Origin of the sequence: Rasiella sp. SM2506 (assembly GCF_050859505.1) — a bacterium.
GTDB lineage: Bacteria > Bacteroidota > Bacteroidia > Flavobacteriales > Flavobacteriaceae > Marinirhabdus.
On record NZ_CP193934.1, the window covers coordinates 500,523 to 515,919 of the forward strand.

The 15,397-nt window shown below is 37.9% G+C and carries 15 protein-coding genes; 7 read left to right on the forward strand and 8 right to left on the reverse strand.

What is annotated here, in order from left to right:
* Positions 1-164: 164 nt before the first annotated feature.
* Positions 165-1,193, forward strand: a complete 1,029-nt coding sequence (locus ACQ2HF_RS02415; RefSeq protein ID WP_432411924.1) for a glycosyltransferase — start codon at positions 165-167, stop codon at positions 1,191-1,193.
* Here ACQ2HF_RS02415 and ACQ2HF_RS02420 read toward each other — a convergent pair.
* Together ACQ2HF_RS02420 and ACQ2HF_RS02425 are read right to left on the reverse strand one after the other, a co-directional pair.
* Complete coding sequence (locus tag ACQ2HF_RS02420; RefSeq protein ID WP_432411925.1) at positions 1,158-2,201, reverse strand: sensor histidine kinase; 1,044 nt, start codon at positions 2,199-2,201, stop codon at positions 1,158-1,160. The two genes, ACQ2HF_RS02415 and ACQ2HF_RS02420, sit on opposite strands and share 36 nt — an antisense overlap.
* Positions 2,201-2,884, reverse strand: a complete 684-nt coding sequence (locus tag ACQ2HF_RS02425; RefSeq protein WP_432411926.1) for a response regulator transcription factor — start codon at positions 2,882-2,884, stop codon at positions 2,201-2,203. Before ACQ2HF_RS02425 ends, ACQ2HF_RS02420 begins: the two co-directional genes overlap by 1 nt.
* A gap of 205 nt (positions 2,885-3,089) precedes the next feature.
* Here ACQ2HF_RS02425 and ACQ2HF_RS02430 point away from each other — a divergent pair, with 205 nt between their 5' ends.
* The 3 genes from ACQ2HF_RS02430 to ACQ2HF_RS02440 all read left to right on the forward strand — a co-directional run bounded on the left by ACQ2HF_RS02430 (position 3,090) and on the right by ACQ2HF_RS02440 (position 6,503).
* A complete protein-coding gene (locus ACQ2HF_RS02430) occupies positions 3,090-4,805 on the forward strand; it encodes a T9SS type A sorting domain-containing protein (protein WP_432411927.1) in 1,716 nt (571 codons plus the stop codon).
* Positions 4,806-4,817: 12 nt separating this feature from the next.
* Complete coding sequence (locus tag ACQ2HF_RS02435; RefSeq protein ID WP_432411928.1) at positions 4,818-5,870, forward strand: acyl transferase; 1,053 nt, start codon at positions 4,818-4,820, stop codon at positions 5,868-5,870.
* Positions 5,871-6,056: 186 nt separating this feature from the next.
* Entirely contained in the window at positions 6,057-6,503 is a 447-nt protein-coding gene (locus tag ACQ2HF_RS02440) for a YHS domain-containing (seleno)protein (protein WP_432411929.1), read from the forward strand.
* A gap of 127 nt (positions 6,504-6,630) precedes the next feature.
* Here the strand turns inward: ACQ2HF_RS02440 and tyrS are convergent, their stop codons facing one another.
* Positions 6,631-7,932: a tyrosine--tRNA ligase gene (tyrS, locus tag ACQ2HF_RS02445; RefSeq protein ID WP_432411930.1), complete on the reverse strand. Its 1,302-nt coding sequence runs from the start codon at positions 7,930-7,932 to the stop codon at positions 6,631-6,633.
* Positions 7,933-8,008: 76 nt separating this feature from the next.
* Between tyrS and ACQ2HF_RS02450 the strand changes: the two genes are divergently transcribed.
* Positions 8,009-9,016, forward strand: coding sequence for an NAD-dependent epimerase/dehydratase family protein (locus tag ACQ2HF_RS02450; RefSeq protein WP_432411931.1), 1,008 nt, complete (start codon positions 8,009-8,011; stop codon positions 9,014-9,016).
* 3 nt (positions 9,017-9,019) lie between these two features.
* Here the strand turns inward: ACQ2HF_RS02450 and ACQ2HF_RS02455 are convergent, their stop codons facing one another.
* Genes ACQ2HF_RS02455 through ACQ2HF_RS02465 form a run of 3 tightly spaced genes read right to left on the reverse strand, consistent with a single transcriptional unit; the run spans position 9,020 to position 11,585 of the window.
* Entirely contained in the window at positions 9,020-9,508 is a 489-nt protein-coding gene (locus ACQ2HF_RS02455; RefSeq protein WP_432411932.1) for a DUF4296 domain-containing protein, read from the reverse strand.
* Positions 9,508-10,845: a dihydroorotase gene (locus ACQ2HF_RS02460; protein ID WP_432411933.1), complete on the reverse strand. Its 1,338-nt coding sequence runs from the start codon at positions 10,843-10,845 to the stop codon at positions 9,508-9,510. Before ACQ2HF_RS02460 ends, ACQ2HF_RS02455 begins: the two co-directional genes overlap by 1 nt.
* Positions 10,845-11,585, reverse strand: a complete 741-nt coding sequence (locus ACQ2HF_RS02465) for a polyprenol monophosphomannose synthase (RefSeq protein ID WP_432411934.1) — start codon at positions 11,583-11,585, stop codon at positions 10,845-10,847. Before ACQ2HF_RS02465 ends, ACQ2HF_RS02460 begins: the two co-directional genes overlap by 1 nt.
* A 103-nt stretch (positions 11,586-11,688) precedes the next feature.
* Here ACQ2HF_RS02465 and ACQ2HF_RS02470 point away from each other — a divergent pair, with 103 nt between their 5' ends.
* A complete protein-coding gene (locus ACQ2HF_RS02470) occupies positions 11,689-12,342 on the forward strand; it encodes a DUF4271 domain-containing protein (protein WP_432411935.1) in 654 nt (217 codons plus the stop codon).
* 27 nt (positions 12,343-12,369) lie between these two features.
* The gene (locus ACQ2HF_RS02475) at positions 12,370-13,119 is read left to right on the forward strand and encodes a uroporphyrinogen-III synthase (protein ID WP_432411936.1); all 750 of its coding nucleotides are present in this window, start codon (positions 12,370-12,372) and stop codon (positions 13,117-13,119) included.
* 162 nt (positions 13,120-13,281) lie between these two features.
* On the opposite strand, the gene pckA is transcribed toward ACQ2HF_RS02475, so the two are convergent.
* Positions 13,282-14,880 carry a phosphoenolpyruvate carboxykinase (ATP) gene (gene pckA, locus ACQ2HF_RS02480; RefSeq protein ID WP_432411937.1) on the reverse strand — a complete coding sequence of 533 codons (1,599 nt, stop codon included), beginning with the start codon at positions 14,878-14,880 and terminating at the stop codon, positions 13,282-13,284.
* Between the two features lie 70 nt (positions 14,881-14,950).
* A complete protein-coding gene (locus tag ACQ2HF_RS02485) occupies positions 14,951-15,349 on the reverse strand; it encodes a DUF423 domain-containing protein (RefSeq protein WP_432411938.1) in 399 nt (132 codons plus the stop codon).
* Between the last annotated feature and the right edge of the window lie 48 nt (positions 15,350-15,397).

The window sequence follows — 15,397 nt, forward strand, 5'->3', positions numbered from 1 at the left end:
ATTGGGGTAAAACACCAATTTTTAATAATTCGGTAAAATTAAGGAAATATAACTCGGGGGAATTCTAGTTACTTTTGTTTTTTTAACTTGAAGAAAATTAATGCAACCTTACATTTCAGCTGAAACCTAAAAAAACCATACTCGTTGCCCCATTACATTGGGGTTTGGGACACGCCACAAGGTGTATTCCCATTATTCGCTCTTTGCTGAAAAGTAATTACAACGTTTTATTGGGAAGCGATGGCGCCGCATTATGGTTGCTAAAAAAAGAATTTCCAGCACTTGAATACATAGAACTTCCTGCTTACAATGTTACCTACACTAAAAAAGGAACGTTTTTTAAGTGGAAACTCTTACTGAAACTTCCGCACCTAAAAAAAACGATAACGGCCGAAAAAAAAGTAGTGAAGCAATTGGTTTCGGAAGGTAAAATTCAAGGCATCATAAGTGATAGTCGAATGGGTGTACTGAGCCAAAAAGTGCCTTCCGTTTTTATGACGCATCAATTAAACGTGCTGTCTGGAAACACCTCTTATTTCAGTAGTAAAATACACCAAAAAATTATTAAAAATTTTACCGAATGCTGGGTGCCTGATGTTGCCGGCCCTATAAATCTAAGTGGAAAATTAGGTCATATGACAGTAGCAACCAACTTACCCGTAAAATATATTGGTCCTTTAAGCAGGATGTCCAAAAAAAAACAAACGAAAAAGTTTGATGTCTTGTGTTTGCTCTCCGGACCTGAACCACAACGCACTATTTTAGAGAAAAAACTACTGGAAACCTTTAGTAAATCTGAAAAAAAGGTTGCTTTGGTACAGGGCCTGGTAGGCAAAGAAAAAACAAGGCTGCTCTCAAAAAATATAACAGTTTATAATTATCTAGAAACTGAAGGCTTGGAAACCCTTATCAATGAAAGTGACGTAGTGGTTGCTCGTTCTGGCTACACAACTATTATGGATTTGGCCGTGCTAAACAAACCTGCTTTTTTTATCCCTACACCAGGACAATACGAGCAAAAATATCTAGCCGATACATTGAAAGAGCAAGGTGTGGTTCCTAGTTGCCAACAGGATAAATTTACAGAGAAAAAGTTGCATAAAATTGCCCTTTATAAGGGTCTTGGTGGGTTTTCTGCTCGTGAGGATTATTCAGAACTATTCGGCCTTTTCGAGGGTGAACGAAAACTCTGACCCAATTCCAATCTGGCTTTCTACATAAATTTTTTCGGTATGGGCTTCCACTATATGTTTTACAATGGCAAGACCTAAACCGCTACCCCCTTCTTTGCGGGAACCACTTTTGTCTACCCTAAAAAAACGTTCAAACAATCGGGTTAGATTTTCTTTTTCAATGCCTTCTCCATTATCGGTAATACGTACCAACACCTTGTTATTTACAAACTCTTCAATACTTACTTCTGTAGTACCGTCTTTCACTCCGTATTTAATGGAATTCACGATAAGATTGGTAAGCACTTGTTGGATTCGTTCTCTATCTGCATAGACAAAAATACTATCGTCATACTCAATATCGAACGTAAGGGTTATTCGTTTTTTGGCAGCCTTCATTTCCAAAAGATCAAAAACACTTTGCACAAGTTCTATGATATTAAACGCTTCTTCATGTAAATTAAGATCACCCGCTTCCAATTTGGTAATCATATCCAAATCTCTAATAATATGAATAAGGCGTTCTACTCCTTTATTGGCACGCTGCAGGTATTTTTTTCGTACCGCTTTATCTTTCATAGCACCTTCTAACAGTGTAAGAATGTAACCCTGAACGGTAAAAAGAGGCGTTTTTAATTCGTGAGAGATATTTCCTAGAAATTCTCTTCGGTAGTTTTCTCGTACTTTAAGAGATTCAATTTCTAGTTTTTTGTCTTTAGCAAAACGCTCTACTTCTTTGGTTAGGGTTTCCATATCTGTAGTAACCCGTTTGGGAGAAAAAGTAGCAGCATCGAGTAAGCGCACATCTTCGTAAATTTTCACTACTCTTTTGTAGATAAATTTTTGAACGCGATATTGAATAATAAAGAATGAAAAAAGATAACAAACAACAGCATATCCACCAAGGAACCAATAACTAATAGTTCCGTTCACATAAAAAAAAACACCCATTATGAGTGTTAAAAATAGCGTGATAAACGTAGAAGTATACGCCGCAAATTTATATGTTTTCTTAAATGGTCTTGCCACTATACTACAAATTTATATCCTACTCCTTTTACTGTTTTAAATTTTTCATCGCCCAACTTCTCTCGTAATTTACGAATATGCACATCTATGGTTCTTCCTCCAACAACAACTTCGTTACCCCAAACTCTATCCAGAATATCCTCTCTTTTAAATACCTTTCCTGGCTTTGAAGCAAGTAGTGCGAGTAATTCAAATTCTTTTCTAGGAAGTGCAATTTCTTTTTTGCCTAAAACAACCCTATATTCCTCCCTATTTATGACCAAGTTACCTAATTTTACGCTAGTATCATCTCCTGAAGGCTCTTTAAAGCGTCTAAGCAAAGCCTTTACTTTACTAATAAGCACTTTTGGCTTTACAGGTTTGGTAATATAATCGTCTGCTCCTGCCTCAAAACCGGCTACTTGGGAATAATCTTCGCCTCTTGCCGTGAAGAACGTTATAATAGTTTCGGACAACTCTGGGATATTTCTAAGTTTTTCACAAGCTTCAATACCGTCCATTTCTGGCATCATCACATCCAAAATTATTAAGTGAGGGGTTTCCTTTTTAGCCATTGCAATGGCTTCCAGACCATTTTCTGCAGTAAGTACCTGGTATCCTTCCGCAGTAAGATTATATCCTACAATTTCCAGAATATCCGGCTCATCGTCTACTAATAAAATCTTGATGTTTTTCTTTTTCATTTTACGAATGTATTATCAAAAAGTTAAAGATACTACAAATACAAATGATGCTATACCCACCAAACCATTGTTAACGTTTAGGTAACAAAAGCTTATAGATTTGGTGATTTAGAGAAAGTAAAGTAACTCTATTGCACTGAAAATAAATACATTCTAAAAAGGTTTTGATTATATTTGTATTGGCTCCCCGCAATTTTTTTACAATATGAAAAAATTCACGCTCCTACTAGTGCTATCCGTAGCGCTTGGGACCAGCCAAACAAAAGAAGGTCCGCAGTATTTTATCAACGAACTAGACGCAGACCAAGACGGAACCGACACCTTGGAATTTATTGAACTTAAAACCAACCCTGCCAACGCTTCTCTGGACGGAATGATTTTAGTTTTATTCAACGGAAACCACACCGTAAACGGAAGTTACAACGTATTAAATCTTGACGGTTTTACAACAGATGGTAACGGACTTTTTATTATTGGTGACGATGCAGTGCCTGGAGTAGATATTGCTATAGGAACAAGTAATAAAATACAAAATGGCCCAGATGCAATAGCTTTGTATTTTGGCGTTCCTTCAGATTTCCCTACCGGAACCACTCCTACCACTACAAATCTTGTAGATGCCCTAGTATATGCAAAAGGAGAAGCAGACGATGTTGATTTATTACTTGCTTTAAATGAAACAACACAATACAACGAAGACCTTAATAACAATAGCGAACTAGAATCCCTACAAAGACTAACAGATGGAACCTACTGCACCGCTCCCACAACGCTTGACTTAGAAAATAGCTGTGCAACGTGTAGTTTTGAAATTATAGCTACGAATAGTACCTGCGACACCAACAGTTCTAGTGTAGATAAGACAACAGTTGCCATAGATTTTGAAGGCGGCGGCACCGAAGTTTTCAATATAACTCTTACAACAGGCACAGGAACCATTGGGGGCGATGATCCTTCTAACCATGAAACAGGAACTATTATTATTTCCGAAGTAAATGAAAACACAGTGCTTACCGTCAATATATCCAGCGCAACGTGTGCTATAGCAACAACAATTACAACAATCCCATGCGAACCTACCGGAGAGGTAGCAACCATAGCCCAGTTAAGAACTGGAATCCTTGGCGAGACCTATACGTTAACGGGAGAAGCTATCATAACCTATCAGCAGGTTTTTAGAGGTCAAAAATTTATCGAAGACGCTACTGCCGCTATTCTAATAGACGACCCCAACGGTAGTATTACAACCCAATACGCTACCAATAATGGCGTTACTGGTATTACAGGAGTTCTTAGCGAATTTAATGGCCAGCTACAATTCTTGCCCGAAAGCGACCCTGGACCACCTTCTTCTCTATCTAACAGCGTCATTCCGCAAGCGGTTTCTATAGAGCAATTAAATACTACGCCAGAAGATTTTGAATCTGAATTTGTTCAAATTGCACAAGGGGTAGATATAGACAATTCAATAAACACAACGTGGATTGCAGACCAAGTTTACGGGATGTTTAACCCCAATGGAACTTTTAACTTTAGAACTGCCTTTTTTGAAGCAAATTATCTGGGTCTCGAAGTGCCTACCAATAATGTGAACATTGCAGGAATTATTACGGAGCGAAACGGAACATATTACTTAACTTCTCGCAGCCTAAACGATGTTAACGGAATTATCCTAAGCAACAACCAAGTAACTCAAAGTACATTTACAATCTACCCAAACCCAACTCATGGAGACTTTATCAATATAACTTCAACCTCTGCTGCTGAAATGGGTATCGCAATTTATACGATCTCAGGACAACTACTCTTACATACCATTTCAAGAAAAACCATCAACATCAGCACTTTAAAAAGCGGATTATACCTATTAAAAATAACTCAGGATGGTATAACCGCTACTGGAAAATTAGTGGTAAAGTAATCGGGATTTTATATGCCTGAAAAAGCTTCTGCTATTGGTAGAAGCTTTTTTTATTCCCTATTTTTGAAGTCTAGCACGCAACCCATATTGAAACTTCCAACACATTTTAGCACCATTTCTTCTGAAAACGATTTTAAATCGGTTGCGTTAGAAACGTTTCAGTTTCAGTACAAGCATGTAGAAGTATACCGAAGGTTTTGCCAGTTATTAAAAGTGCGTCCTGATACGGTTTCAGAAATAAAACAAATTCCTTTTTTACCCATTCAATTTTTTAAGACTGAAACCATTTTAACGGACGGGCTACAAGCCGAAAAAACTTTCAACAGTAGTGGTACAACAGGAACTATAACAAGCCAGCATTACGTAGCAGATTTGGAATATTACGAGATTAGTTTTCTAAAAGCATTTCAGCAATTTTATGGAGATGCGAAAGAGTTTGCTATTCTAGCTTTGTTGCCTTCGTATTTAGAACGAGGGGGATCATCGCTAGTGTATATGGCAAACAGACTTATTTCTGAAAGCAAAAATCTCCATAGCGGATTTTACCTCAACAACCTTACAGAGTTGATTGAAAAGCTAAAAATCCTTGAAGCAAAAGGACAAAAAACACTCTTGTTAGGCGTTTCGTATGCGCTACTCGATCTTATTGAAAGACAAAAATTTCAACTCAAACACACTATTATTATGGAAACTGGTGGTATGAAAGGTCGTCGAGAAGAACTAATTAAAAGTGAACTCCACGATATACTCACCGAAGGTTTTGGTGTAGAAAAAATCCACAGCGAATACGGAATGACAGAGCTACTATCCCAGGCATACTCCAAAGGAAACGGAATTTACCAATGCCCTCCGTGGATGAAAATACTCACAAGAGATACCGAAGATGCCCTTACCTACATCACTGGCAAAACTGGCGGGTTGAATATTATAGATCTGGCAAATACCCATTCCTGCTCATTTATAGCCACGCAGGATTTAGGCAAATTACAGCAGGACACTACTTTTGAAGTGATGGGGCGTTTTGATAATAGCGACATTCGCGGTTGTAATTTAATGGTGCTTTAACCTTAGTGCAACACAAAAAATAATTTTTAAGTGGGCTTTTTGGCTACTACTATTCTTCTAAACATTACTCTAATTACTAAGGGTTGTATTATGCTATTTATAACCTCCGTAGTCCCGCATCCTAAAGTTTCAAATTTTTTACAAACCTTGTAAGAAATACTTCTAAAATTCGACTTAGTACACCTTATGAAAAAAATCGCATTTATTTTAGTTATGATTGTTTCGGCAACACCGTTTGCTCAAGACATCCACACCAAAAAAGGATACGCTGCAGAAGGGTATGACGTCGTCGCCTATTTTAGCAACCAAGCTTTGGAAGGTGATACAATGAATACAACCACATATGGTGGCGTGAAATACAAATTTGCAACTGCAGAAAATATAAAAACTTTTATAGCAAATCCCGAAAAATATACCCCACAATATGGTGGCTATTGCGCTTATGCAGTTGCAGACAGTGGAAAACGTGTGCAAATTGATCCTGAATCCTTTCAAATTAAAGATGGAAAGTTGTATCTATTTTATGACGCTTTCTTTTCGCATACCTTAAAAAAGTGGAACGAAGAAGGTGCAGATATGATGCAAATAAAAGCAGATGAAAACTGGGAAAAAATGCAGTTAGAAAAAAATTAAAGATTCATAATTTGTTAGTTAGTTAGTTTGGGAACCCTCGACAGTTTTAATGCACTGTTGGGGGTTTCTTTTTCTCCTTGGCTATGCCTGCCAAAAACCGACAGGCAGGCTCGAATACCTATTAATTTTATGAAACCACCTTCAAAATAAAGTAATTCTTCTTACCTCTTTGCAATAAGACAAAAGTTTGATTTATTAAATCTTCGGTAGTGACCACATAGGTATCATTTACTTTCTCTTTGTTTACTGAAATAGAATTCTCCTTCAACGCACGTCTTGCTTCGCCATTACTTTTTAGAAACCCGCTCTTTTCGGCTAAAGCCCCTATGATGTCTAAGCCTGCATTAATTTCTTCTTTTGAAATTTCAGCTTGAGGAACTCCTTCAAAAATATCTAGAAAAGTTTGCTCGTCCAGTGTCTTTATAGCTGCCGAAGTTGAATTCCCAAACAAAATAGAAGATGCCTTTACCGCATTCTCCAATTGCTCGTCACCGTGAACAGTTTTAGTTACTTCCTCGGCCAAACGCTTTTGCAAGGCTCTTGCGTGCGGAGCTTCGGCGTGTTCTTTTACTAAAGCGTCTATAGTTGGTTTATCTAAAAAAGTAAAAATCTTAACGTATTTTTCAGCATCCTCATCGCTGGTATTGAGCCAGTACTGGTAAAATTTGTAGGGTGAAGTGCGCTTGGCATCCAACCAGATATTACCGCCTTCACTCTTTCCAAATTTACTTCCGTCACTTTTAGTAATTAAAGGACACGTAAGCGCGTAGCCTTTTCCACCGCCAATACGGCGAATAAGTTCGGTACCGGTAGTAATATTTCCCCACTGGTCGCTTCCACCCATTTGGAGGGTACAATTTTTGTTTTTATACAGGTGCAAAAAGTCGTAGCCCTGTACCATTTGGTAGGTAAATTCGGTAAAGCTCATCCCATCGGCCTCTTCCCCTGTAAGTCTCTTTTTCACAGAGTCTTTCGCCATCATATAATTAACCGTGATATGCTTCCCTACATCGCGAATAAAATCAAGGAATGAAAATTCCTTCATCCAGTCGTAATTATTCACCATCACTGCTTGGTTCTGAGCACCCGATGTAAAATCTAAAAAATATGACAACTGCTTTTGCACACACTCCTGATTGTGACGCAGTGTTTTTTCATCCAACAAATTTCGCTCGCTGGATTTTCCCGAAGGGTCACCAATCATTCCTGTAGCACCACCCACCAAAGCAACGGGCTGGTGACCACTACGCTGAAAAAACGCCAATAACATAATAGGCACCAGATTCCCAATATGCAAACTATCTGCCGTTGGGTCAAAGCCCACATAAGCGCTGCGCATTTGTTCCAAAAGGTGTTCTTCAGTCTCTGGCATCACGTCGTGTACCATGCCTCGCCATTGTAGTTCTTCCACAAAATTCTTCAAACTCATTGTTTAGATTTTTGACAAAGATAAACCGATGCGCCTAAACTAGAAAGCATCCCATAAAAAATAGTATTTTCGTACTATGATTTTAGTTACAGGCGGTACAGGTTTGGTGGGGAGCCATTTGCTTTATCTTTTACTGAAAGATGGACAGAAGGTGCGTGCCATTCACAGAAAAGGAAGTGACCTTACCGTGCTTACTAAAGTCCTCTCCTATTATACTGAAAATGTTCCAAGCTTGCTCAAAAACCTGGAATGGTTTGAAGCTAACATTACCGATATTCCAAGACTGGAAGCTGCCTTCAAAGAAATCACCCACGTATATCACGTCGCTGCTTATGTAGATTTTAATCCAAAAAACTATTATAAGCTTAAAAAAGCCAATATTGAGGGCACCGCAAATGTGGTGAATTTGTGCCTTTCGCATCAAATTAAAAAATTATGTCATGTTAGCTCAATTGCTACTTTAGGCGATGCCATTGGTAACGAAATACTGAACGAAGAAACCTACTGGAATCCGGAGGCTAAAAATAGTGTCTACGCCATCACAAAATATGGTGCCGAAATGGAAGTCTGGCGAGCGACCCAAGAAGGGCTAGACTCGGTTATTGTAAATCCAGGTGTAATCCTAGGCGAAGGCTTGTGGCACAAAGGCAGCGGAAGTATCGTTAGCCGTGTTGCGAAAGGTTTAAAATACTTTACTACGGGCGGTATTGCCCTGGTAGATGTACAAGATGTTACGAAGGCAATGACCGCTCTTATGAAGAGTGACATCAAAAACCAACGCTTTATTTTGGTTGCCAAAAATATAGGCTACAAAGAATTTTTAGGAACTTTGGCTGAAAAATTAGGTGCCCAACACCCCTCCAAAAAAATTGCAAAGTGGAAACTGGTTTTATTTAGTAAGCTAGACTGGTCTTTTAGTTTTTTCTTCAGTACAAAAAGAAAACTTTTAAGCACGCACGTGGAGTCGCTCTATACATTTAATACTTACGATGGAACTGCTATTACAAAAACAATTTCTTTTGAATATACACCCTTAAATGAGACACTAAAACGGGTTGCGGGTAATTTCAGAAAAGAGGTATAATTGTTATTGTTCCGAAGTAGCAGCCTCTATTAAAATACCTTCTGTTTTGGTCGTATCCATCTCCTCATCTAGTTCCTCAAGCACTTTATTTTTTTTTGGATTCAATGAATCATTCACCCTCTTTTTCTCATTTCTTAAAGAGTCCTTCAGTAGCTTTCGGTTTTTTTCTATTGTTTCTAGGGCTTGTAGCTTTAGTTCAATTTTTTGAAAAATAGCATTGTACATATCCAGATCTGCAGCATAATACGCGTTACTTTTTGCAAACTGAAGGCTGTCAATATTATATTTCTTAAACAAAAAAGAATCGATCTTCACCCCTTTTCTTCGCATTGTTGTATTATCGATACTACGGGCAGCATTGCCTAAATACACCTCTGCCAGAATCTCTACCATAGTATTTTCTGGGATGAGATTCTCTGGTTTTTCAGGCTTTACAATGTGCTGGCACCCTATAAAAAATAAACACAACGATATGTAGAATACTATTTTCATTAGCGGTTAAAGGTAATACGCTCTCCGTGTGTTCTGTTTGGGAATTTACCGTTTTCGTATGCCAAGACACCATTTACAAACGTATGTGTAATACGGGATTTAAATGTAGTTCCCTCAAATGGTGACCACCCACATTTATAATCAATATTCTCTTTTGAAACCGTCCAGGGCGCCTGTGGATTTATTAATACCAAATCTGCTTTATACCCTTCTTTCACATAGCCACGGTTTTCAATTTGAAATAAAATCGCAGGATTGTGCGCTGTTTTTTGTACAATTTTTTCAACTGAAATACGTCCACGATGGTGCATTTCAAACAAAGCTTCCAACGCGTGTTGCACCAACGGCCCTCCAGAAGGCGCTTTGGTATACACATTATTTTTTTCTTCCATAGTATGCGGTGCGTGATCTGTTGCGATTACATCTATTCGGTCATCATTTAAAGCTTTCCAAAGTCCGTCGCGGTCTTTATCAGATTTAACGGCTGGATTCCATTTAATTTTTGTTCCTTTTTCAGCATAATCTGAATCGGTAAACCAAAGGTGGTGTACGCAAACTTCGGCAGTAATTTTCTTTTCTGAAAGCGGTTTTTTATTGCTGAACAGATGCGTTTCTTTTTCAGTAGACACATGAAACACATGTAATCTTGCACCTGTTTTTTTTGCTAATTCAACGGCTTTACTGGACGAAATATAACAAGCTTCGGCACTTCGAATGTTTGGATGTTCGGACATTGGAATGTTCTCTCCATATTTTTTCAATGCAGCTTCCATATTTTTTTTTATGGTGGCTTCGTCCTCACAATGTACCGAAATCAATAAATTCGTTTTACTGAAAATCTCTTCAATCGTTTTTGGGTTATCCACCAGCATATTTCCTGTAGACGAACCTAAAAATAATTTTAATCCAGCTACTGTTTTTGGATTTACCTTTAAAATTTCGGCTAGATTGTCGTTGGTCCCACCAAACATAAAAGAGTAATTGGCCCACGAAGTTTCTTTCGCTCTTGCAAATTTTTCTTCTAGCAAATCGATAGTCGTAGCTTGTGGAACGGTGTTAGGCATCTCAATAAAGGTGGTGATTCCACCGGCAACAGCAGCACGCGATTCGGTTTCGATAGTTGCTTTATGCGTAAGTCCCGGCTCTCTAAAATGAACTTGATCGTCTATCATTCCAGGAATGAGGTAATGACCGTCTGCATCTATAATTTTTGTATCACCTGTCTTGGCGCTTATGCTTCCAATTTCGGCAATAACGTCATTCACGATTAAAACATCACCTTCCGTAATGGTTCCTTCGTTTACAATTTTTGCATTCTTAATTAAGATTGGGTGCATTAAATTTCGTTATAGTTATGGTTGCCAAAAAGGCTTTTAAATTTCATTTTTAGAACGCCAAAAATAGCTTCGGAAATAATACCTCCGCTCATTTTAGATTCTCCTTTGGTTCTATCGGTAAAAATTACAGGCACTTCTTTAATGCTGAATTTTGCCAGATATGCTTTGTATTTCATTTCAATCTGAAAAGCATAGCCCACAAATTGAATTTTATCTAAATTTATCTTCCGAAGTACGGTGTGATGATAACACACAAAACCTGCGGTGGTATCGTAAATTTTCATCCTAGTTACAAAACGCACATATTTTGATGCTAACCAAGATAATAAAACTCTACTCATAGGCCAATTTACAACGTTCACACCTTTTACATAACGTGAACCAATAGCCATATCGTATCCGTCCTTTATACAGGCATTTTGCAACCTAATCAGATCGTTTGGGTTATGGGAGAAATCTGCGTCCATTTCAAAAATATAATCATATTCTCGTTGTAACGCCCATTTAAACCCGTGAATATACGCGGTTCCAAGCCCCATTTTTCCTTCACGTTCTGCTATAAAGAGACGTTTTGGGAATTCCTGCATCATTTCCTTTACCCTTTGTCCAGTACCGTCTGGCGAACTATCATCTACCACCAACACGCAATACTTCCGTTGCAACGAAAATATATTCCGAAGCAATCGCTCAATGTTTTCAATTTCGTTAAAAGTTGGTATGACCACGAGGGCGTTGGACATGCGGTAATTTTGGAACAAATGTACTTTTTTTTACCCACATATTGTTGGTAAAATCATCAATAGAAAAAGCGATTGACCGCAAATTTCTGCTAATTTTACCAGAATGGATTATGTAACACGTACTTGGGAAAATCTGGATTGGGTTACGCTAATTTTAGTGGGGTGTTTGCTATGTTATAGCTTAGCAAAATACATGTACCCAAAACGTTTTCAGGAGTTTACGATACTACCTATAACTAATAAGTATTTTTTAGTGTCGGGAAAAGGAGACGAAATTCAGCATCCTTTCAATATTTTATTATTTATTCCACAAGTACTTTTGGGATCCCTTTTTGCCTATCTTTTTTTAAAAGTTAGGCAAGAAACTATTTTTGAGAGCCCTTTACTTTTGTATGTTCAAATCTGCACAGGCTATGCTGTTTTTGTGCTTTCAAAATTTATGATTGAAAAACTAATAGGCACCATTTTTAATTTTGAAACGCTAAGCAACAAGTATCTCTATCAAAAACTAAGCTACCGAAACCTATTGACTGTTCTGTTTTTTATAGGAAACCTTTTGTTCTATTATATACTGGAACCATCTGTAATTGCATTGCTAATTTTTGTCGGAATTATTGCGTTGTTAAATAGCATTAGCATGTTCTACAGTTATAAAACGAATAGCACTGTGATTTTTAATCAGTTGTTTTATTTTATTTTGTATCTTTGCGCACTTGAAATCTCACCCTATATAATTCTCTACAAAGTATTTGTGTAGGTATTCAGGAACCGAAAAAAACAGCTTATGAAAGTGAAAACTATTTTAGTTTCCCAACCAGAACCTACGGTTGAAAACTCTCCTTATTTTGATTTAATTGAAAAACAAAAGGTAAAAATAGATTTTAGGCCTTTTATACACGTTGAAGGTGTCTCCGGAAAAGAGGTGCGCTCCCAAAAAGTTGATTTAGGAAATTTCACTGCCGTTATTTTAACGAGTAGAAATGCGGTAGATCACTATTTTAGAATTGCAGACGAAATGCGTTTTAAGGTACCAGACAGCATGAAGTATTTCTGCCAAAGTGAGGCAGTAGCCTATTATCTTCAGAAATATGTTGTGTACCGCAAGCGTAAGATTTATGTGGGTAAAAGAACTTTTACAGAGCTTTCACCCCTTATCAAAAAATACAAAACTGAAAAATTCTTACTTCCATCTTCAGACAAATTAAAACCTGAAGTGCCAACGGTTTTAGACGACCTTAAAGTAACCTGGAAACAAGCTACTTTTTATAAAACTGTCGTGAGTGATCTTTCAGATTTAAAAAATGTTTTCTATGACATTTTGGTGTTTTTTAGTCCTAGCGGAATTGTATCGCTACTAGAAAATTTTCCAGATTTTGAACAAAAAGATACCCGTATTGCTGTCTTTGGAAACACTACTGTAAAAGCAGCCGCAGATAATGGATTGCGCGTAGACATTCAAGCTCCTACACCCGAAACACCTTCTATGTCTATGGCATTAGAGAAATATATTAAGGAAGCTAACAAAGGAAAATAACCCTTCGATACGATTGGAAGAATCTCACTAAGGAGTTTTCTTTAATAGAAACCCTTCAAATCACTCAGGCTATTTAAAATAAATAACCTTTTTATAACAAACAAAAAAGCTCCAACATAATGGTTATGTTGGAGCTTTTTTATGGAATTCTATTTCAGTTTGTTAACCAATTGGAGCACCTGCCATAATTTCGGCATTCGCGTACTCCTCAAACTTCTTGAAGTTTTCTTTAAACGATTCTGCTAATTCCTTTGCCTGAATATCGTATGCTTTTTCGTTGCTCCATGTTCCTTTTGGGTTTAGCACCTCACTTGGTACATTAGGACAACTTTGCGGCACATCCAATCCAAAAACTGGATGGTTTACATAGGCTACAGATTCCAACTGATTGTTTAATGCAGCGGTTATCATAGCACGTGTGTACTTAAGCTTCATACGGCTTCCTACTCCATAAGGACCACCAGTCCAACCTGTGTTTACCAGCCATACATTTACGCCGGCATCTTTCATTTTTGCACTAAGCATTTCGGCATATTTTGTTGGGTGTAACGGCATAAATGGCGCTCCAAAACACGCTGAAAAGTTAGGCGTTGGTTCGTTGATTCCTTCTTCGGTACCCGCTACTTTCGCTGTGTATCCACTAATAAAGTGATAGGCTGCTTGTCCTGGTGTTAATTTGGAGATGGGAGGCAACACCCCAAAAGCATCTGCGGTTAAGAAGAAAATATTCTTTGGATTTTGACCAATGGATGGCTCTTCAATATTATCAATATGATAAATAGGGTAGCTTACCCGTGTATTTTGTGTGATAGAAGTATCGGCATAATTTACGTGACCTTCGGCATCCATCACTACATTTTCCAGAATAGCTCCTGGCTTAATAGCGTGATAGATATCTGGTTCGTTTTCTTCAGAAAGGTTAATCACTTTCGCATAACAACCCCCTTCAAAATTGAACACCGTATTTTCTGCTGTCCATCCGTGTTCGTCATCTCCAATTAATTTTCTTTCTGGATCTGCAGAAAGGGTTGTTTTCCCTGTCCCTGATAATCCGAAGAAAATAGCCGTCTCCCCATTATCTCCCACATTGGCAGAACAGTGCATTGGCATGGTATTTTTATCTACTGGAAGAATAAAATTCAACGCAGAGAAAATTCCTTTTTTAATTTCACCCGTATATCCTGTACCTCCAATTAAGGCAATTTTCTTGGTGAAATTTAAGATGGCAAAGTTATGCTGGCGCGTTCCGTCTACTTTAGGATCTGCCATAAAACCCGGGGCATTAATAACGAGCCACTCAGGATCAAAACCTGCTAATTCAGCTTCGCTAGGGCGTAAAAACATATTGTGAGCAAACATGTTACTCCAAGGGTATTCGTTCACAACACGAATGTTTAAACGATACTTAGGGTCTGCACACGCATAACTATCGCGCACATAAATTTCTTTTTCTGAAAGATAGGCAGTCACCTTGTCGTACAAAGCATCAAACATATCTGTTGGAAATGGTATATTAATGTTTCCCCACCAAACCTTGTCTCGGGTAATATCGTCTTTAACTATAAATCTGTCTTTTGGGGATCGTCCCGTAAATTCGCCTGTATTAATGGCTAGAGCACCACTACTGGCTTCTTTTCCCATCCCTTTTTTAAGGGTTTCATCGTGCAATGCAGCAGAAGGGAGTTGATAATGTACATTGGCATTTTTGATTCCGTAGGGTTCTACAGAAATCGTTTTGGTAGCTTGGTTTTTATCGACCATAACTTGTTTTAATTGTTGTGACTGCAAAAATAACAAATAAGACACACAAAAAGTCTTTAAAAAATGGTAATTATCCCCTATTAATTGTTAATAACCCACGAGCCAATAATCCCCAACCTATTATAAATAATAATCCTCCAACAGGTGTAATGGGCCCTAAGAATGAAATCGAAAAGGGCAATAGTTCCTTAAGTGCCAGTAAATAAATGGAGCCTGAAAAGAAAAGCATCCCAATACAGAAAAAGCGAAAGACCCACTTTTTAGTGTTTGGCGGAATGGCTGAAGCAAAACCTATCACGAATAATGCTAACGCGTGATACATTTGATATCGCACCCCTGTTTCAAAAGTAACTAAAGATTCTGCAGACACCAGTTGCTTTAATCCGTGTGCCCCAAAAGCACCAATAGCGATGGTTATAGCCGCCAGAATTGACGCTGTCACCACAATATTTTTACTTAATTTATCCATAAATATGTCTTACAATTAGTAAATTCGCAATCCACACAAAGATAATGA